Below are 16,814 nucleotides of genomic sequence, written 5' to 3'. Positions count from 1 at the left end.
CCCCGCGTTCTCCGGCAAACTTCCCGGCCGACATCGTTCTCGGTCCGCATCGTTCTCGGTCCGGCATCGCGGTCCAACGCGCGGATCACTTCCCGTTCGCGACCGAGCGCAGCAGGCGCAGCACCGCCCGCTCGACGATGGCTCGGCGCTCGTCCTCGCCGGACGCGCGGCGCGCCCGCTGTGATGCCGCCGCAATGGTCCGGCCCCGCTCCCACGCCTCGATCACGCGTGGGTCGACGTAGGAGTTGCGGGCTACGGTCGGAGTGTTGCCCAGTGCCTCGGCCACCTCGGTCATCACCTGCCGCACGGCGCTGGTGCGACGCCGTTGCGAATTCGGGCATTCGGTGGCCGCCAAACCGGCGGCGGCCAGCACCGTCGCCTGCCAGGTGCGAAAGTCCTTCGCGCTGTGGTCATCTCCGACCAGCTCTTTGAAGCGGGCGTTGATGTCACCGGAATGCAGTTCGCCCGAGCGTCGTCCTTCGCGGTAGACCAGCAGCCGTCCGCTGGGGCTGCGATTGCGCCGCAGTGACCGTACGGCTCTCGCGAGGTCGGGCTCGACTATGCGCACCTGCCTGCGGATTCCACCCTTGCCCACATAATCGAACCGCATCTCCTCCCCCGAGACCCGGACCTGTTCGCGTAGGAGGGTGGCGACACCGTGGGTGCCGTTCTCCTCCGCGTATTCCTCGCCGCCGATGCGGAACACGCCGCGGTCGAGCAGCCCGATCGCCACCGCTTCCACGCGCCGCCGGTCCAACCCGGGACGCCGCAGATCGGCGCTCACCTGCTCGCGCAGGTTCGGTAGCCGCGCCGCCATTTCGAGCATGCGGTCGAACTTCTCCTCGTCGCGTTCTCGCCGCCACTGTTCGTGATACAGATACTGCCGCCGCCCCGCGGCATCCACCCCGACCGCTTGGATGTGTCCCTGGGCATGCGGGCAGATCCACACCTTCCGCCAGGCCGGCGGGATCACGAGCGCGTCGATGCGTTGTGTCACTTCGGGATCCGTGACCGGGTCGCCGTTCTCGTCGACATAGGAGAAGCCCCGGCCTCGTCGGACCCGGCGTATTCCGGCACCGTAGGGCGTGCTGCGCCGCAACCGCATCACGTCACTCCTCTCGTCCCGCGCATCGGGTGATACCCGCGCGGGCCGCGATCATGCGAGCGCGGTGGGCCCGCGGCCCGGCGGTGGCCCGTGTTCGAGCGCGTGGACGAGCGCCGCGGCGAGCAGCGCCACGGCCCGATCGTCGTCATGTACCAAGGGCCGCAACGTATTCAGCGCGAGAGAACCCGGCAGCTCCGCCAGCGCCTGGGTCAGCCGGAGCCGCACCGGTGAACCCGGCGGGTGGTCGGCCAGCTCGCCGGCCAGTGCGCCCAGGATGCGATCCGCCCACTGCGAGTCCCGGGCCAGCGATCCCAGCAGTTCGGCCGCCTCGACATCGTTCGAGCCCTCGATCACGGTGGCGACGAGTTCCGGCACCGCGCGGGTCTGCCCGCGTGCGCCGAGGGCGAGCGCGGAGATTCTGCGGACGGACGCATCCGTGTCGGTGAGTGCGTCCAGCAGCACCGCACTCGACTCCTCCCCGGCAATGTCGGCGAGGGCCGTCGCCGCCCGCCGCCGGACCTCGACATCCGCGGAGTCCAGGCCGGAGGCCACGTTCAGCACTCCGTCGGCACCGGTCCGGGCCAGAGCCCAGCGCAGCGCCCCCGCCACATACGGATCGGACTCGGCGAGCACCGCCTCGGCGAGCAACTCGGCCGGCATCTCCTCCGCCGGAGCGAGGACGGCCTGCTGCCGCCGGGCGGCGTTGGACGAACCGAGTCCACGCAAGAGTTCGACGATACGCAGCGCGTCGTGCCAGCCGGAGGGTTCGGCCGCCTCGACCGCACGCAGCCGTTCGAGCAGCTCGCGGTCGCGGCTCAGCCGTTCCTCGGTGGCGCGCACCAGGTCGCCCACCAGCGCGGACGGCGTGAAGCCGGGATCGTCGAGGGCGCGCCCGATCTGGGTCAGCGACATGCCCAGCGATCGCAGACCCTCGACGTGGAAGATCCGCCGGATGTCCTGGACGGAATACTCCCGATAGCCGCCGTTGGTGCGGCCGGTCGGCCGCACCAACCCCAGGGAGTCGTAGTGCCGGAGCATGCGGGCGCTCACTCCCGAGTAGCGGGCCACCTCGCCGATCAGCACGCGGTCGACTCCTCTCGGTCCGGTCCGAGGGCGCGGACCCGCCGGGCCTCGCCGATCGCGAGGTCGAAACCGGCGTCGGGGTCGCGCAGCAGCACCTCGGTGGCGCGCGCATGGGCGCGAACCACCGGGTCCGGATTCGCCGTGGCCGTCCGCAGGACAGGCTCGACGATCTCCCCCAGGGCGACCAGGGCGCGGCTCAAACTCAACCGCACCTCGCGGTCGCCGCGGCCGAATTGGGAAGCCAGCGCGTCGGCGAGGGCCTCCTTCTCGCCGTCGGGCACCAGGACGACGGCGGCGCGCCACGCGCTGCGCGCGACGTCGTCGTCGGCATCGTGCAACAACGACCGCGTGATCGCGGGCCACGCGCCGCGGTCCCCGATCTTGGACAGCGTGTGCAGCGCCTGGCTGCGCGCCTGGGGCCGGTCGGAACCGAGTTGCGCACGCAGTTTCGGGACCGTGACCTGAGCCGGAAGCCGGGTGAGCGCCCAGGTCAGCATGTCGCGGACGAAGAAGTCGGGCTCGATCGCGCACCGCTCGATCAGCGCATCGGCGAAGTCGGGCTCGGGACGGGTGCCGAGCGCCAACGCTGCCTCGAGCCGTGTCGACGAGTTGTTCGCCGCCAGCGCGTCGAGTAGTCGCATGTCCTGTGGGTTCCTGTGTGTCGAGTTCATCGGGACCACCTCCGGCAGTCAGTGAAGACCTTGTCACGATGGCAAGGTCAAGTACACGCACCGGACCGAGAGAAGAGGACAGGCCATGAGCGGACGCACGCCCAGCCAGTGGGAAGAGATCACCGCCGCCGATCCCGCGCATTCGACGTGGTACGTGGAGCGTTTCCGGACGATGGCGGCCGAGGGCGCGGACATCGTCGGCGAAGCGCGCCTGGTCGATGCGATGGTCGGGCGCGGGAGCCGCATCCTGGACGCCGGATGCGGTCCGGGGCGGCTCGGTGGCTACCTGTACCGGGCCGGTCATGTCGTCGTCGGCGTCGACGTCGATCCGGTGTTGATCGCCGCGGCGGAACAGGACCATCCCGGCCCGACCTGGCTGGTCGGCGACCTGGCCGAACTGGATCTGCCGAGTCGCGGGGTCGCCGGCGACTTCGATGTGATCGTGTGCGCGGGCAACGTGATGACCTTCCTGGCGCCCTCCACCCGTGGGGCGGTGCTGTCCGGTTTCGCCCGCCATCTGGCTCCGGCCGGCCGGGTGGTGGTCGGGTTCGGCGCCGACCGGGGGTACGAATTCCCGCAGTTCCTGGCCGACGCCGAACAGGCCGGACTCACGGTGGATCTGCGGCTTTCGACGTGGGATCTGCGTCCGTTCACCGACGAGTCGGACTTTCTGGTGGCGGTGTTCTCGCGCGCGGAGTGAGGCCGAGGCTGCCCGATTCGCGAAGCACGACGTTGTACAGTTCGACCCACCCACTCGCAGAGGAGTTCGCCATGACCTACGCCGTGGACTTCACTACGGTATCGACCGAAGGCCTCGAATCGTCGCCCGTCGCGCAGGCTTTGGCCGGTCTGCGGGCCAACGAGGCCCGGTACTTCAAGAACAAGTACGACCATGTCTTCACCGTGGAGCCCGCGAAGGAGGCCAAGGCGACGGTCGACTGGGTCAGCCGGATCCTCGAGGACGAGCGTGGCATCGTCATCTCCTCCCGCCCGCTCGAGGCCACGGCTTTCGAAGCGGACGGGATTCGCTTCGCCTACGTCTTCTACGAGAGCGGCCTGTCGATCAACGTGATGTATTCGATCGACGACTCCGGTAAGCGTGCCGTGGGTTTCAAACTGTCCGACGGGATGGAGATCCCGACCGAACTTTCGTCGTTCAAATTCGCACGGCAGAAGTCGAAGCTGGCGGGCACAATTCGCGGCTCCTACTTCGTCATCAAGAACCAGTACTGATTCGCCCGGTGAACTCCACCGTCCGGCGCCGGCGGCTTCGATGACGGTGCAGTTCGACAGCCGCACGCTGTATCTGATCACCGCGCCCGGGTCCTCGTGCCATGTCGCTGATCTCGGCGTCGACGTCCGCACCGGTGAGGCCGAGGACGGTCGTGTGCAATGAACGTCGAAAATCTCACTCGGCCGATGTCGTCTCGGTTCGCCGGCGCAGCAACTCCCGCACCCGTGCGGACTCGCGGGTGAGGTGGTCGCGTTCCGGGACGCTGGTGGCGGTGCCGGCTGCCGCGGCGTAGAGGTCGGCGGCCTGTTCGAGGTCGCCGGCACGTTCGAGCAGGTAGGCGTGGACCGCGTCGCGCCGGGGTAGGCCGGGGTCCACTGTGTTCAATTCCGCGAGGCCGGCCCGGGGCCCGTCGGCTTCGCCGATCGCGACCGCGCGATTGAGTCGTACTATCGGGCTGCCCGTGAGATTCAGTAGTTCGTCGTACCACTCCACGATCTGTACCCAGTCCGTCTCGGCGGCGGTCGGAGCGTCGGCGTGCAGGGCGGCGATCGCTGCTTGCGCTTGATATTCGCCCAAGCGGTCACGCGCCAACGCCGCTTGCAGAATCGCGACGCCTTCCGCGATAAGGGTTGTGTCCCAACGGGTTCGGTCCTGTGCGGCCAGCGGCACGAGACGGCCGCCAGGGCCCGTGCGGGAGGTGCGGCGGGCATGGTGCAGCAGCATGAGGGCGAGCAGTCCCGCGACCTCCGGCTCGTCGGTCGCCGCGGCGAGTTGACGCGTCAGCCGGATCGCCTCGGCCGCCAGATCGATGTCGCCGCTGTAGCCCTCGTTGAACACGAGGTAGAGAACCCGCAGCACTGTCGCCGGATCGCCGGGCCGGTCCAGCGGCATTCCGGCCAGACGCCGCTTGGCCCGGCTGATCCGTTGCGCCATGGTCGCTTCCGGGACGAGGTAGGCCGTCGCGATCTGCCGCGTCGTCAGGCCGCCGACCGCGCGCAGCGTCAACGCGACGGCAGAACCGGGCGACAGCGACGGATGCGCGCACAGGAAATAGAGCCACAACGAGTCGTCGGCACTCGGGACCGGTCCCGTCGCCCGCTCGTGCTCGACCGCGAGTTCTCGCTCCCTCCTCGATGTTTCGGCGCGCGTGGCATCGAGGAACTTGCGCCACGCGGCCGCGACGAGCCAGCCTTTCGGATCGCGCGGTGGGTCGTCCGGCCAGGTTTGCAGGGCCCGAATCACAGCCTCCTGCACCGCATCCTCGGCGGAGGCGAAGTCCGCGCCGCGCCGGACGAGGACCCCGATCACCGCGGGCACCAACTCCCGCAACAGCGATTCGTTCACTCGGTCACCGTGGGCATCGCGGTGAGTAGCGGGCGCAGCTCGAGCCACTCCCGGATCGGTTTGCCGCCCGCACCGGGGGCCTCGGACAGCTCACCGGCCAGTTCGAGCGCCCGCTCGTAGGTGTCGACATCGATCAGCATCCAGCCGGCGATCAGGTCCTTGGTCTCCGCGAACGGACCGTCGGTGATCGGCGGGCGGCCCTCCCCGTCGGACCGGACGAACGTGCCCTGCGGCGAGAGCGCCCGATGGTCGACATACTCGCCGCTGGTCTGCAGCCGCGCGGCGAAGTCCTCCATGTACTGCACATGGGCGGTGATCTCCTCCGGTGTCCACTGATCCATCGGCACGTCGTTGACCGCCGCGGGCGCACCCCGATAGTGCTTGAGCAACAAGTATTTCGGCATCATCGTCTCCTCGATGTCTGCGGCACGGAACCGGCCGTGGTGATCAGGCCCGCTGCCGTTCGGCCCGCTGCCGGACCAGCTCCTCGACCGCGGTGGGCAGGGTGGTGTCGAAGTCGATGAGCTTCGCCCAGGTGGGGGTGATGACGATCCGGACCATGCCGTCGTAGAGCGAGCGCACTTCCGCCTCCCATTCCACGCGCTGTTCGGGCGTCATCTCGTAGCTGCCGTTCATCTGCAGGTATTCCTCCGGGATGCCGTCGACGACGTCCAGTTCGGCACGCCCGCGCAGCAGCAGGATCTTCGGCGGGTGGACCTCGGTGTCGATCGTCAGCGCGACCTGAGGATTGTGCCGCAGGGAGTGCAGTTTCGGCGCGTTCTTCGTGGTGCAGAGCACGATCTGTGAGCCGTTCCAGGTGAACGCGATCGGGATGTTGCGCGGCGTGCCGTCCTTGGCGACATAGGCCAGGCGCAGCAGATCGCGGGCCAGCAACTCCTGGCTGATCGGACGGTTGAGGATTTCGGTGATCTCGTGCTGTTCCATCGCTGTCGCTCCCTGTGTGGATGTTGTCGAGCGGGCCGTTTTGGGTTGCTCGTATCCCTGGGACGGAGCCGGTTCGCCGTTCTCGACATCGGCGGCGAAATTTTCTCGAGTTTTTTCGCGCAGCCGTCCCCGTCCGTTTCGGGTAGCGCGGCTCGGCCGTGCGGTGAGGGCCGTCGTTCAGCGAAGTTCCTCGACCAGGCCGATGAGAATGCCGTCGGGGCCGCGGACGTAGCAGTAGCGGTAGATGTCTTCGTATCGAGCTATCGCGCCCACGAGTTCGGCGCCGTGAGCGCGCAGGCGGTCGAGGACGGCCGCCACGTCGTCGACGACGAAGGTCAGGCGAAGAGTGCCCGCGGTGTTCACCGGCGCGGGTGGTGCCGCGCTGATGGGCTGCGGCGACCGGAACGTGGAGAGCTCGACGCGGCTGTTGCCGTCCGGAGTCCGCACGACGGCGATGTCGGCTCGGACACCTTCCAGTCCGAGGAGGTCGTCGGCCCACGGACCTCCGACCGTTGCTTCGCCCTCCAATTCCATGCCCAGTTCGAGAAAGAACGCGACCGCTGTCGCGAGATCCTCGACCACGATGCCGGCGTGGTCCATCCGGTGGATCGTCATGCTGGTCTCCTCGGGTTCGTGTCGACTGTTCCGGACGTGTCGATCGGTAAGGCGTCCGATGCTCGTACACCTGGGACGGAGCCGCCCGAGCATTCTCGACACCCCCGCCGAGCGATGCTGTCGGTCCCCGACGCAGACAGGTTAGTATCGAACACATGTTCGCATCGGATCGGCAGAAGGAGGAGGGGGGAACCCGGGGCCGGGCGGCGATTCTGCATGCGGATCTGGATTCGTTCTATGCGTCGGTCGAGCAGCGGGACGCGCCGGAGTTGCGGGGAAAACCGGTGATCGTCGGGGGCGGGGTGGTGTTGGCGGCGAGTTATGAGGCGAAGGCGTACGGGGTGCGGACGCCGATGAACGCGCGGCAAGCGTTGCGGTTGTGTCCGCACGCGGTCGTGGTGCCGCCGCGGATGTCGGCCTATTCGCAGGCCAGCCGGGAGGTGTTCGCGATCTTCCACGACACCACTCCGGAGGTGGAGGGCATCTCCATCGATGAGGCCTTTCTCGATGTCGGTGGGCTGCATCGCATTGCGGGCGCGCCGATCGACATCGCGGCGCGATTGCGGGCTCGGGTGCGCGCCGAGGTCGGACTGCCCATCTCGGTCGGCGTGGCACGGAGCAAATTTCTCGCCAAGGTGGCCAGTGCGGTCTGCAAACCCGACGGCCTGCTGCTGGTGCCACCCGAGGCCGAACTCGAATTCCTGCATCCGCTGCCGGTCGAACGGCTCTGGGGCGTGGGTGAGGTGACGGCGCGGACACTGCACGAACACGGCATCACCCGGATCGGGCAACTGGCCGACACCGATCCGATGGAGTTGTGCGGTCTGATCGGCCGCGCCGCCGGACGGCATCTGCACGCCCTGGCCTGGGCGCGCGATCCGCGCCGGGTCGACACCGGTCGCCGGCGCCGCTCGATCGGTGCGCAACGCGCGTTGGGCAACCGGCCTCGCACCGATGCCGAGATCGAGGCCTACCTGCACGGCCTGGCGGATCGGCTCGGGCACCGTCTGCGGGCCGCGCGACGAATTTGCCGCACGGTGGTGCTGCGCGTGCGCTTCGCCGACTTCGGGCGCGCGACCCGTTCACACACCCTGCCGACCGCCACCGACGACGGTACGACGATCCTGCAGGCCGCCCGCACCCTGCTCGCAGCCGCTCGCCCACTGATCGAGGAACGCGGCATCACCCTCATCGGCCTCGCCCTGACGAACCTGCAGAACGCGGACCCGAGGCAGCTGATGCTGCCGTTGGATGCCCGCCCGGACACTACGCTCGACGCGGCACTGGACGCGGTGCGCGACCGCTTCGGCGCCGGAACCGTCACCCGGGCCGCGCTACTCGGCCGCGGTGAAGGCTTGTCGGTGCCGCTGCTCCCCGACTGATTCGGCGAAGTCCGGAAATCATTGCGCCGGCAGCAGGCCGCGCGCCACCAGATCATCGAAGAGCGCCTGGTCGACAGGCGGCACCGCGGCCCGATCGGCATAGGTGAACCAGGCGATTTCGGCGATTTCGCTACTGGGTTCGATCGTTCCGGCGTAGTCGGCGGTGTAACAGCTCATGCGCACCGAAACCTCGGTCGCGCCGGGCAATTCGGCCTCGTAGGTGCCGACGTGCGCGACCGATTCCGGAATCAGCACCACGGTGAGTTCTTCGGAGATCTCCCGAATCAGTGTCTGCCGATCGGTTTCCTCGCCCTCGCGCTTGCCGCCGGGAATATAGAACTCGTCCTTACCGTCCGGGCGGGCGCACAGGATCCGTCCGTCCTCGATCAGCACCCAGGCCACGGTGTCGATGAGGCGCCGCGACGATTCGATCCGCATCCGCGCAGCCTACCCGGGCACTCCCCGACCGCCCGAGCCTCGGGCGATACGTCCGGCGAGGCGTGATAGACAGAGTTGAACGCAGTGATCGGAAGGTGTGGTGCGATGCCGGACAATACGCGGCCGACAAGCCCGGTGGAGTTGATCGCGCAACGCTTCCGCGGCGGCGGCACTGCCGGTGAGCATCGCGACGGTTCCCGGCTGGCACTGGTCATCGAGGGTGGCTCGGCACGCGGGGTGTATTCACACGGCATGGTGACCGGCCTGGAAGAGCTCGGGGTGCTGCGCTGTTTCGACGCGGTCTACGGCGCTTCGGCCGGCGCGCTGAACGGGGCGTGGCTGCTGTGCGGGCGAGCGGCGCGGGCGCGGCGAGCCTGGCATTCGGACGTGGTGCGGCGGGTGATCTCACCGGCCCGGGTCCTGCGCGGCGGTCTGGTCGTGGACACCCGATATCTGGTGCACACCGTGTACGAACGCGTCGTGCCGATGGATTTCGCCGCGATCCTCGGCAATTCGGTCACCTTCCACCCGATCGGCACCGATATCGCCGACGGCAGCGCCGTGGATCTGCGCCCGCACATCAGCGATATCCCGTCTTTGCAGCGGGCGCTGCGCGCGAGCACGTGTATGCCGGTTCTGGCCGGACGTCCGGTGGCGGTGGGCGGTGGGCGCTACGTCGATGCCGGACTGTCCGAATCGGTGCCGGTCACCACCGCCCGCGCCCAGGGCGCTACCCACATCGTGGTGTTGCGCACCCGGCGGTCCGATGAGAAGCCCAGCGTCCCTTCGGATTTCGAGCGGCGTGTGGTCGCGCGGGTGCTCGGCGCTTCGGGTCCGAGAGTGGCCGAGAGCTGGTTCGCCCGCGCGGCGCAGTTCGCCGCCGACGAACACCGTATGGCGAGCGACCCGTCGATTCTGCAGATCCGCCCACCGCTGGGCGCACCCGCGATCGGCCGGGTCGCCCGGGATTCCGCGGTGCTGTTGCGCGCCCTGGATCTGGGCCGCGCCGCGACCCTGGCGGCGCTCGGTGAGGCCGTTCGATCAGCGGGAGACGTCGCCATCTGAACCTGCTGTGGTGCAAGGGAATCCGATGGAGTCCCTATGCAGCGGCCGGCGTCGGTGAGCAACTCTCGGTCTCAGCCGACGTCGAGATGGTCGCGGCCGGTGGCACGGGCGAGGTGGACGGCTTCGGATCGGAGCAGCTCCGGGTCGACGTGCTCGTCGTCGAACATGCTGACCAGGAGGGTGTCGTCGACGGTTTCCCACGTCCCGGCGATCCGGCCACCGACGAGGACCAAAGGCGAGATCCAGCCGGCGGTCCGGCTCACCTTGGTGCGATGAGCCGGAGGCAGCAGGACCGGATCGGTGGTACCGGGGCCGAGAACGTATTGGTCGAAGGGCCCGAGCAGGCGGACGCTGTCGGTGGGATCGGTGGCGGCCAGCTCGGCGGCGTCCTCGGTGCGGATCCAGGTGCGGCGGCCCTCCACGTCGACTTCGGTGAGTTCGGATCCCAGCTCGGAGAACCAGTGGCGGACAGTGGTTTTGCGCAGGACTCCACGCAGGAGCCAGGCATTGAACGCCTCCGGTGTGCCGGGGCCGTAGACGCCGAGATAGGCGCGGATCAGGTGTGCGGCCGCCACATCGGTCGGCGGCAGGCCGGTCCACCCGGTCACCGCCCGCGCGGGAGCGGTGAATGTCACCGACGATCCGCGAGCGGGTCCGTGGCACAGCACTCCCTGCCAGGCCAGCGGCTTCAACAGCGCGCCCCAGCCGGAGCGCAACTGCTCGCCCATGGTCGCGAAGCGGCGCTCACGCAGTAGTTCGTCCACCAGTTCCGCCCGGCTCAGCACGGCACCGCCGGCGAGCAGTTCGGCCACCGCATCGGTCAGCGCCTTCACTTCGCCGGGATCGGCGCCGAAGTTGCGTTGCCACGCCGGCTTCTCCCACGTGCGCGCCGAGGCGATCAGGGCCAGTGCGGCGGCCGCGGTATCGGGCGTCATCGCATGCAAGGTTCCCCGCATCGCCCACGTCTTCATCAGTTCACCGGCGTCGAGCGCGCGGACCAGCTCACCCGGCGCTCCCCCGCGCCGCACCGCCACCGCGGTCTCCGCCGCGGATGTCACCTGCGCCTGCACCCCGGCCAGTCGCCGCGCCACCGCCATCGCCCTGCCGCCGTCACGCGCTTCGACGAATCCTCTGCGCAGCCGCCACGCGAACACCTGTCCCCATGTGACCTCCACCGCACCTCCCGTATCCGGACACCCGCCGATCCGCGCGCTCACCTTACGGCTCGTCACCGACAACTCCCGTCTCCGGCGGTGACCGCGAGCAAACCCCCACGGTCGATCCATGCATGCTCATGCATGAATTGCTAGTCTGTTGCGGTGACTCCGAAATCCGAAGACTCCCCCGAGCCGTTCTGGACGCTGGAGACCCGGCTGGCCTCGGCACTGCTGATCCTCGCCGGATTCGTGGGGGCCGCCGCCTACACCCACTCCGAGGGCTACTTCGTCACCTTCATGACCGGCAATACCGAGCGCGCCGTCATCGGTGGATTTCTCGGCGACTACACCCTGGCAGCCGGCGCCTTCGCCCTGATCGTGTTCTTTCTCGCCGGCGTTCTGGTGGCCTCGATCTGCCGCCGGCACTGGTGGCGCAATCATCCGCACGGCGCGACCATGCTCGCCACCGCCGCTCTCACCGTGGCCGCCGTCCTCGACACGATTCTGTACCGGCACGATACCGATCTCGGCTTGCTGCCGATCCTGCTCGTCTCGTTCGCGATGGGTTCGCTCAACACCTCCTTCGTCAAGAAGGGCGAGGTGTCGATCCCGGTTACCTACGTCACCGGCACCCTGGTGAAATTCGCCCAAGGCGTGGAGCGTCATATGGCCGGCGGCACCCATCGCGAATGGCTGGGCTACGCGGTGCAGTGGCTGTCGTTCGCCGCCGGCGCCTTGATCGGCGGTCTGGTCTCGCTGGTCGTCGAGGGTGCCGACATGCTCTACACCGCGGTCATCGCCTCCGCCATCGTGGCCGCCTACACCTGGCGCGCCGACCTCAGCTGGGTACAGCGCCACACCTCCTCGGAGTAGCGGGCGCGGTCAAGGCTGCGCGATCGGCGTTCGATGCGGTAGCCCGGCGGCCGCGAACAGCCCGAGCACACCGGCCACACCGAGTGCGAGCATCGCGACGGCGTAGGCATGGCTGCTGAGTCCGGCGACGAGAATGGTGCCGGCGATCGCGGTGCCCAGCGACGATCCCAGATTGGACACACACCGCGACAGCCCGGAGATCTCGCCTTGGTGCTCCTCGCTGAACGCCGACTGCACGACGTTCACCGACGGAGTCAGCATGGAGCCGAGCCCCAGCCCGATCAGCAGCAGTCCGGGCGCGAACGCCCATGGATTCAGCGTGCGCCCGGCCAGCGCGATGAGTACCACGATGCCGACGATCACGACGACGAAGCCGGTCATGATGAGGGTTCGCTGGGTGAACAGCCGGGCCAGCCGTGCGGCCGTCAGCGACGACACCAGCAGGCCCACGGTGGCGGCCGTGAAGATGACGCCGGTGCCGATCGGATCGTAGCCGCGCACCACCTGCAGATACGCCGAGACCACGAACGAGGTCCCCATCAGAATCAGCCACTGCAACAATTGGGTGGCCAAGCCGAAATTCGAGATGCGGCTGCGGAACAGACTCAGTGATACCAGAGGTTCGCCACCGCGTCGTTCGGTGGCGCGCACGTGTAGGAAGAACCCGGCGAGCACCACCACCGCGAGCACGATCAACACCGCACTCCACCGTAAATCGTTGTCGGTGGCCAGAATTCCCAGCACGAGCAGCACGAGACCGGCCGCCGACAGCACGCTGCCGGTCAGATCCAGGGTCCGGTTCGGATCGGGCGGAAGCGGGTCGCGGACCCGGCGCGTGGATATCAGGATCGCCGCCACGACCAGCGCCTGAAAGGCGAACGCCGCCCGCCAGCCCAGCCCGGAGGCGATCAGTCCGCCCAGCAGCGGTCCGGCCGCCGCGCCGATCCCGCCCATCGCCATCACCACCCCGAAAGCCCGTGCGCGCGAGGTGGTATCGGTGAACAGCAGCGTGGTGAGGATGTAGACCGGCGGGATCAGCAGCGCGGTGCCCACCCCTTCCAGCACGGAGTTACCCAGCGCCAGCACGCCCAGCCCCGGTGCGAGGGCGCTGAGTATCGCGCCGACGCCATAGATCGAAAGTCCCACGACGAAGCAGGATTTGCGGCCGTAGCGGTCGGTGAGTTTGCCGCCCGGAATCATCAACGCCGCCATGATCAGCAGGAACAGGGTGATGACCAGTTGCACTCCCGCCACGTCGGCATCGAGGTCGGTGCTGATGTCGGTGATCATCACCGCCATATTCGTGCCGGCGAAACTGCAGATGAACTGCGCCAGTGCGAGCGGAACCAGCACGCCGCGCGGGCGAGCCGCCGTGCCGTGCTCGCTCATCGCGAGGGCTTTCCGGCCCCGGACTCGAGCTGGTCGAGCGCGTCGTCGAGTGCGATCGCCGCCGCCACCAGCGCCAAATGGGTGAAAGCCTGCGGGAAGTTGCCCAGCTGCTCGCCCGAAGGCCCGATCTCCTCGGCGAAGAGTCCCACGTGGTTGGCGTAGGTCAGCATCTTGTCGAATGCGTAGCGGGCGTGGTGAACTCGCCCCGCCCGTGCCAGCGCCTCGACGTAGAGGAAGCTGCACAGATTGAAGGTGCCCTCGGAGCCACGCAAGCCGTCCGGCGACGCGGCGGGATCGTATCGATAGACCAGGCTGTCGCTGACCAGTTCCTCGTCCATCGCGTCGAGTGTGCTCAGCCAGTCCGGGTCGCGTGGGGACAGAAAGCCCATGCGCGGCATCAGCAGCAGCGCGGCGTCCAAGACGTCGGTGCGGAAGTGCTGGACGAACGCGCGCCGGTCCTCGTTCCAGCCGCGCTCCAGGATCTGGGCGAACACCGCGTCGCGCGCATCGGTCCACCGCTGCAGGTCCGCCGGCCGGGCATGATCGGTCGCGAGACGAATGCCACGATCGAAGGCGACCCACGTCATCAACCTGCTGTAGGTGAAGTCCTGTTGGCCACCCCGGGTTTCCCACACACCCTCGTCGGGCCGATCCCAGTTGTCGGCCAACCAGTCCAGCAGCTCGGCGAACACCCGCCATCCCGAGATACCACCGATATCGGAGGTCTGTGCCAGCGCATCGGCGACCTCGCCGTAGATGTCGAGCTGCAACTGGTCTGCGGCCGCGTTGCCGACCCGCACCGGCGCCGACCCGCGATAGCCCTCCCAATGGTCGAGGATCTCCTCGTCCAGCCGCGGGTCACCGTCGATGCGGTACATGATCTGCAGCGGCTCACCCGAGGAAGTCCTGCCGGCCAGCCGTTCGCGCAGCCAGCGGCGAAACGCGTAGGCCTCGGTGGTGAACCCCAGATCCAGCAGCGCCCGGACCGACAGGGACCCGTCGCGCAGCCACGTGTAGCGATAATCCCAATTGCGTTCCCCGCCGACCTGTTCGGGAAGGCCCATGGTGGCCGCCGCGATCGGGGCGCCCGTCGGTAGGTAGGTGAGCAGCTTCAACGTGATCGCGGAGCGATTGACCATATCGCGCCAGCGGCCGCGATAGGTCGAATTCCGCAGCCACGCCTGCCACCATTCCCGGCAGTCCGCGAATTCGGCGGCGACCTCGCCGCGCTGCGGCGGCGACGGGAAGTCCCCGCCCGCCGCGGTCGTGGTCAGCACGATGACGGCCGTCTCGCCCTCGTCCAGAGTGAAGTGGCCGATCGCGTCGCCGTCGTCGACGCTCAGCACGACCGGGTCGGAGGCCTGCAGGTGCAGGGTGGTTTCCGGACCCTCGAACATGATCCATTCGTTGTCGTGCGCCACCGTCGTGTGCTCGGCGCGGCCGTAGTCGAAACGCGGTCGGCACGCCAGTATGAACGGCAGACTGCCTCGCACGACACGCACGATGCGAACCAGCCGGTGCCGGTCGGTGGGCGCGTCGTCCTCGATCGGCGGCATGAAGTCGGCGACCTCCCCGACTCCGTCCGGTGCCATGAAACGAGTGACCAGCACCGCGGTATCCGGCAGATACAACTGACGGATGGCCACCACATCCTCCGGCAAATCGGCCGCGACCCGGCAGTGCCCGCCCCGTTCATGGTCCAGCAGGGATCCGAAAACGCTCGGGGAGTCGAATCGCGGTGTGCACCACCAATCCACGGTTCCGGCCGAAGAGACCAACGCCGCAGTTTGCAGGTCGCCGACAATGCCATGCTCGGCGATGGGGGGATAGGAATTCATCAGCACTCCCGGAGGTGGTGGAACCCATCTGGCAACGATTTCGGCCGGATCCCGGAGGCCGGTGGACATGAGCGCGGTTGTTTCTCATTGTGCGCTGCGCCGAGAGCCGCCGGACCGCTCTGGCGAAATTTCGGCAACCAGCGTGCGGAGGCGCCGACTCCGAGGCCGGTTCGCCCGATCGGATCGGCGGGCGATTCACTCCGCTACGGCGGTCGTGATATCTGCGGGACCGGCGGCACCGAATCATAGGGTGTCGGGTCGTCTCGTCGGCCGCGTTCGCGCTGTCGCCGACCCACCCGGGCCTGGGTTGCGGTGGATGGTCGTGTCGATGGGTTCCTGTCAGAGGGTCAGGCGTCGGAGAGAAGAGGTTGTCCGGTGAACAGTGCTGCCGATATCGACGAGATGGGTCCGATCGACTATCTCGTCATCGAGTTTCCGGCCGACCGCCAACCGGACGGTTCGGCGTTGCCGATGCTCCGGGATCTGGTGGACCGCGGCATCATCCGGGTCCTCGATCTGGCCTTCGTGCACAAGGATGCGGACGGATCACTGACCGGGATCGACATCGCCGATGTCGGGTTGACCGGCGACCTGGATGTGACACTGTTCGCCGAGGCGGCGACCGGGCTGCTCGACGAGGGGGATCTGCGCGAGGCCGGGGGCGCCCTGGAGCCCGGCCATTCCGCCGCCGTCCTCCTCTACGAGAACACGTGGGCGGCACCGCTCGCGGTCGCGTTGCGGCGCAACGGCGCCGAACTCGTCGCCTCCGGTCGCATTCCCGTTCAAGCCATCCTCTCGACCCTCGACAGTCTCGAGGCCGATACCTAAGGAGAAGCAGCATGCCCGGGTTACTACGAGGCGTTGCCCGCACCGCGGTGGTCGCCGGAACGGCCACGGCCGTATCCAATCGCGTCTCGCGACGCCAGGGCCAGCGCTGGGCCGCGCAGGAGGAATCCCAGTACCAGCAACAACCGCCGCCGCCCGCCCCCGCCGGCGGGGGAACCGACCGCATCGCGGCACTGAAACAGCTGGGCGAGTTGAAGGCTCAGGGGGTGCTCACCGAGCAGGAGTTCGAATCGGAGAAGGCGCGCATTCTCGCGTCGTGACCACCGGACACATCCGCACGGAGATCAGGAGAAGCAGCATGAAACTCGTCAAGGCGGTAGCGGTGCTGGCAACCGGTGCGGCAGCGCTGATTCCGATCGCCGCATGTTCCTCGGACAACAACAGTGGCCCGGCCGCGGTCACGACGACCACCGCGAACGGCGGCGAGCACACCGATATGCGAAGCAGTCTCGCCAGTACGGCGTCGTCGGTAGTGGGGTCGGCCCTCAACTCCGCGCAGCAGGCCGTGCAGAACGCGATCAACAGTGTGCTGTCGGCGGCGCCGATCACCTTCGACAAGAACAGCTCCGATCTGAGCCCGGCCGATGTCGCCACGATCAAGGCGGTGGCGCTCCCGCTCAAGGGCAACGACACCGCGGTCAAGATCGAAACCTACGCCGTCGACTCGAACTCCGGGGCGGCCGACTCGCTCGCCGAGGCACGGGGCAACAACGTCGCCACGGCCCTGCAGGACGAGGGGATCGACAAGGCGCGCATCACCGTCCACGCGGAGGGCAATCCGATCGAGTCCAACGTGCAGATCGACCAGGCCACGATCTCGGTCACCATG

Annotated in this window: 20 protein-coding genes; 9 read left to right on the top strand and 11 right to left on the bottom strand. The window is 68.3% G+C overall.

Annotated features, from left to right (window positions below):
• Positions 1 to 85: 85 nt before the first annotated feature.
• Genes NMI01S_RS11655 through NMI01S_RS11645 form a run of 3 tightly spaced genes read right to left on the bottom strand, consistent with a single transcriptional unit; the run spans position 86 to position 2,859 of the window.
• Entirely contained in the window at positions 86 to 1,105 is a 1,020-nt protein-coding gene (locus NMI01S_RS11655) for a DNA topoisomerase IB (protein WP_062996501.1), read from the bottom strand.
• Positions 1,106 to 1,156: 51 nt separating this feature from the next.
• Positions 1,157 to 2,188 (bottom strand): MerR family transcriptional regulator, encoded by a 1,032-nt coding sequence (locus tag NMI01S_RS11650; RefSeq protein ID WP_062996499.1) that lies wholly within the window; start codon positions 2,186 to 2,188, stop codon positions 1,157 to 1,159.
• Positions 2,182 to 2,859: a HEAT repeat domain-containing protein gene (locus NMI01S_RS11645; RefSeq protein WP_174554508.1), complete on the bottom strand. Its 678-nt coding sequence runs from the start codon at positions 2,857 to 2,859 to the stop codon at positions 2,182 to 2,184. The genes NMI01S_RS11650 and NMI01S_RS11645 overlap by 7 nt, the downstream gene beginning before the upstream one ends.
• Positions 2,860 to 2,944: 85 nt before the next feature.
• Here NMI01S_RS11645 and NMI01S_RS11640 point away from each other — a divergent pair, with 85 nt between their 5' ends.
• From NMI01S_RS11640 to NMI01S_RS36255, 3 genes are all read left to right on the top strand, one after another.
• The gene (locus tag NMI01S_RS11640; RefSeq protein WP_062996495.1) at positions 2,945 to 3,559 is read left to right on the top strand and encodes a class I SAM-dependent methyltransferase; all 615 of its coding nucleotides are present in this window, start codon (positions 2,945 to 2,947) and stop codon (positions 3,557 to 3,559) included.
• 71 nt (positions 3,560 to 3,630) lie between these two features.
• On the top strand, positions 3,631 to 4,092 hold the full coding sequence (locus NMI01S_RS11635; RefSeq protein WP_062996493.1) for a DUF8821 family protein: 462 nt from the start codon (positions 3,631 to 3,633) through the stop codon (positions 4,090 to 4,092).
• A 40-nt stretch (positions 4,093 to 4,132) separates the two neighbouring features.
• Positions 4,133 to 4,255, top strand: coding sequence for a hypothetical protein (locus tag NMI01S_RS36255; protein ID WP_281186700.1), 123 nt, complete (start codon positions 4,133 to 4,135; stop codon positions 4,253 to 4,255).
• 12 nt (positions 4,256 to 4,267) lie between these two features.
• Here NMI01S_RS36255 and NMI01S_RS11630 read toward each other — a convergent pair whose 3' ends face one another.
• The 4 genes from NMI01S_RS11630 to NMI01S_RS11615 form a co-directional block, all read right to left on the bottom strand.
• Entirely contained in the window at positions 4,268 to 5,437 is a 1,170-nt protein-coding gene (locus NMI01S_RS11630; RefSeq protein WP_062996490.1) for an RNA polymerase sigma factor, read from the bottom strand.
• Positions 5,434 to 5,841: a YciI family protein gene (locus tag NMI01S_RS11625; protein ID WP_062996972.1), complete on the bottom strand. Its 408-nt coding sequence runs from the start codon at positions 5,839 to 5,841 to the stop codon at positions 5,434 to 5,436. Before NMI01S_RS11625 ends, NMI01S_RS11630 begins: the two co-directional genes overlap by 4 nt.
• Positions 5,842 to 5,884: 43 nt before the next feature.
• Positions 5,885 to 6,382 (bottom strand): pyridoxamine 5'-phosphate oxidase family protein, encoded by a 498-nt coding sequence (locus NMI01S_RS11620; RefSeq protein ID WP_062996488.1) that lies wholly within the window; start codon positions 6,380 to 6,382, stop codon positions 5,885 to 5,887.
• A gap of 177 nt (positions 6,383 to 6,559) precedes the next feature.
• Positions 6,560 to 6,997 carry a VOC family protein gene (locus NMI01S_RS11615; RefSeq protein ID WP_062996486.1) on the bottom strand — a complete coding sequence of 146 codons (438 nt, stop codon included), beginning with the start codon at positions 6,995 to 6,997 and terminating at the stop codon, positions 6,560 to 6,562.
• A gap of 155 nt (positions 6,998 to 7,152) precedes the next feature.
• Between NMI01S_RS11615 and dinB the strand changes: the two genes are divergently transcribed.
• Positions 7,153 to 8,379, top strand: a complete 1,227-nt coding sequence (gene dinB, locus NMI01S_RS11610) for a DNA polymerase IV (protein WP_062996484.1) — start codon at positions 7,153 to 7,155, stop codon at positions 8,377 to 8,379.
• Positions 8,380 to 8,397: 18 nt separating this feature from the next.
• On the opposite strand, the gene NMI01S_RS11605 is transcribed toward dinB, so the two are convergent.
• On the bottom strand, positions 8,398 to 8,817 hold the full coding sequence (locus tag NMI01S_RS11605) for an NUDIX hydrolase (protein ID WP_062996482.1): 420 nt from the start codon (positions 8,815 to 8,817) through the stop codon (positions 8,398 to 8,400).
• Positions 8,818 to 8,922: 105 nt separating this feature from the next.
• Between NMI01S_RS11605 and NMI01S_RS11600 the strand changes: the two genes are divergently transcribed.
• A complete protein-coding gene (locus NMI01S_RS11600; RefSeq protein WP_062996480.1) occupies positions 8,923 to 9,882 on the top strand; it encodes a patatin-like phospholipase family protein in 960 nt (319 codons plus the stop codon).
• Positions 9,883 to 9,953: 71 nt separating this feature from the next.
• Here the strand turns inward: NMI01S_RS11600 and NMI01S_RS11595 are convergent, their stop codons facing one another.
• Positions 9,954 to 11,057: a winged helix DNA-binding domain-containing protein gene (locus tag NMI01S_RS11595; protein WP_062996477.1), complete on the bottom strand. Its 1,104-nt coding sequence runs from the start codon at positions 11,055 to 11,057 to the stop codon at positions 9,954 to 9,956.
• A 144-nt stretch (positions 11,058 to 11,201) separates the two neighbouring features.
• On the opposite strand from NMI01S_RS11595, the gene NMI01S_RS11590 reads away from it, so the two are divergent.
• Positions 11,202 to 11,912 carry a YoaK family protein gene (locus NMI01S_RS11590; RefSeq protein WP_084512871.1) on the top strand — a complete coding sequence of 237 codons (711 nt, stop codon included), beginning with the start codon at positions 11,202 to 11,204 and terminating at the stop codon, positions 11,910 to 11,912.
• Positions 11,913 to 11,921: 9 nt separating this feature from the next.
• On the opposite strand, the gene NMI01S_RS11585 is transcribed toward NMI01S_RS11590, so the two are convergent.
• Both NMI01S_RS11585 and NMI01S_RS11580 read right to left on the bottom strand, forming a co-directional pair.
• A complete protein-coding gene (locus NMI01S_RS11585; protein ID WP_062996475.1) occupies positions 11,922 to 13,301 on the bottom strand; it encodes an MFS transporter in 1,380 nt (459 codons plus the stop codon).
• Complete coding sequence (locus tag NMI01S_RS11580) at positions 13,298 to 15,139, bottom strand: glycoside hydrolase family 15 protein (RefSeq protein ID WP_062996968.1); 1,842 nt, start codon at positions 15,137 to 15,139, stop codon at positions 13,298 to 13,300. Before NMI01S_RS11580 ends, NMI01S_RS11585 begins: the two co-directional genes overlap by 4 nt.
• A 402-nt stretch (positions 15,140 to 15,541) precedes the next feature.
• Between NMI01S_RS11580 and NMI01S_RS11575 the strand changes: the two genes are divergently transcribed.
• The 3 genes from NMI01S_RS11575 to NMI01S_RS11565 form a co-directional block, all read left to right on the top strand.
• Complete coding sequence (locus NMI01S_RS11575; protein WP_062996966.1) at positions 15,542 to 15,967, top strand: DUF6325 family protein; 426 nt, start codon at positions 15,542 to 15,544, stop codon at positions 15,965 to 15,967.
• Between the two features lie 11 nt (positions 15,968 to 15,978).
• Positions 15,979 to 16,245, top strand: coding sequence for an SHOCT domain-containing protein (locus tag NMI01S_RS11570; protein ID WP_062996473.1), 267 nt, complete (start codon positions 15,979 to 15,981; stop codon positions 16,243 to 16,245).
• A gap of 38 nt (positions 16,246 to 16,283) precedes the next feature.
• The coding region (locus NMI01S_RS11565) for an OmpA family protein (protein WP_157126138.1) at positions 16,284 to 16,814 on the top strand (531 nt) is incomplete at its 3' end.

Source organism: Nocardia mikamii NBRC 108933, assembly GCF_001613505.1.
Classification (GTDB): Bacteria; Actinomycetota; Actinomycetes; order Mycobacteriales; family Mycobacteriaceae; genus Nocardia; species Nocardia mikamii.
This window is presented reverse-complemented; position numbering and strand designations above follow the sequence as displayed.

What these genes read in the sequence shown, in the direction of transcription:
- NMI01S_RS11655 (WP_062996501.1), bottom strand. Translation starts at nt 1,105, where the DNA reads ATGCGGTTGCGGCGCAGCACGCCCTACGGTGCCGGAATACGCCGGGTC.
- NMI01S_RS11645 (WP_174554508.1), bottom strand. Translation starts at nt 2,859, where the DNA reads ATGAACTCGACACACAGGAACCCACAGGACATGCGACTACTCGACGCG.
- NMI01S_RS11640 (WP_062996495.1), top strand. Translation starts at nt 2,945, where the DNA reads ATGAGCGGACGCACGCCCAGCCAGTGGGAAGAGATCACCGCCGCCGAT.
- NMI01S_RS11635 (WP_062996493.1), top strand. Translation starts at nt 3,631, where the DNA reads ATGACCTACGCCGTGGACTTCACTACGGTATCGACCGAAGGCCTCGAA.
- NMI01S_RS36255 (WP_281186700.1), top strand. Translation starts at nt 4,133, where the DNA reads ATGACGGTGCAGTTCGACAGCCGCACGCTGTATCTGATCACCGCGCCC.
- NMI01S_RS11625 (WP_062996972.1), bottom strand. Translation starts at nt 5,841, where the DNA reads ATGCCGAAATACTTGTTGCTCAAGCACTATCGGGGTGCGCCCGCGGCG.
- NMI01S_RS11620 (WP_062996488.1), bottom strand. Translation starts at nt 6,382, where the DNA reads ATGGAACAGCACGAGATCACCGAAATCCTCAACCGTCCGATCAGCCAG.
- NMI01S_RS11615 (WP_062996486.1), bottom strand. Translation starts at nt 6,997, where the DNA reads ATGACGATCCACCGGATGGACCACGCCGGCATCGTGGTCGAGGATCTC.
- dinB (WP_062996484.1), top strand. Translation starts at nt 7,153, where the DNA reads ATGTTCGCATCGGATCGGCAGAAGGAGGAGGGGGGAACCCGGGGCCGG.
- NMI01S_RS11605 (WP_062996482.1), bottom strand. Translation starts at nt 8,817, where the DNA reads ATGCGGATCGAATCGTCGCGGCGCCTCATCGACACCGTGGCCTGGGTG.
- NMI01S_RS11600 (WP_062996480.1), top strand. Translation starts at nt 8,923, where the DNA reads ATGCCGGACAATACGCGGCCGACAAGCCCGGTGGAGTTGATCGCGCAA.
- NMI01S_RS11585 (WP_062996475.1), bottom strand. Translation starts at nt 13,301, where the DNA reads ATGAGCGAGCACGGCACGGCGGCTCGCCCGCGCGGCGTGCTGGTTCCG.
- NMI01S_RS11580 (WP_062996968.1), bottom strand. Translation starts at nt 15,139, where the DNA reads ATGAATTCCTATCCCCCCATCGCCGAGCATGGCATTGTCGGCGACCTG.
- NMI01S_RS11575 (WP_062996966.1), top strand. Translation starts at nt 15,542, where the DNA reads ATGGGTCCGATCGACTATCTCGTCATCGAGTTTCCGGCCGACCGCCAA.
- NMI01S_RS11570 (WP_062996473.1), top strand. Translation starts at nt 15,979, where the DNA reads ATGCCCGGGTTACTACGAGGCGTTGCCCGCACCGCGGTGGTCGCCGGA.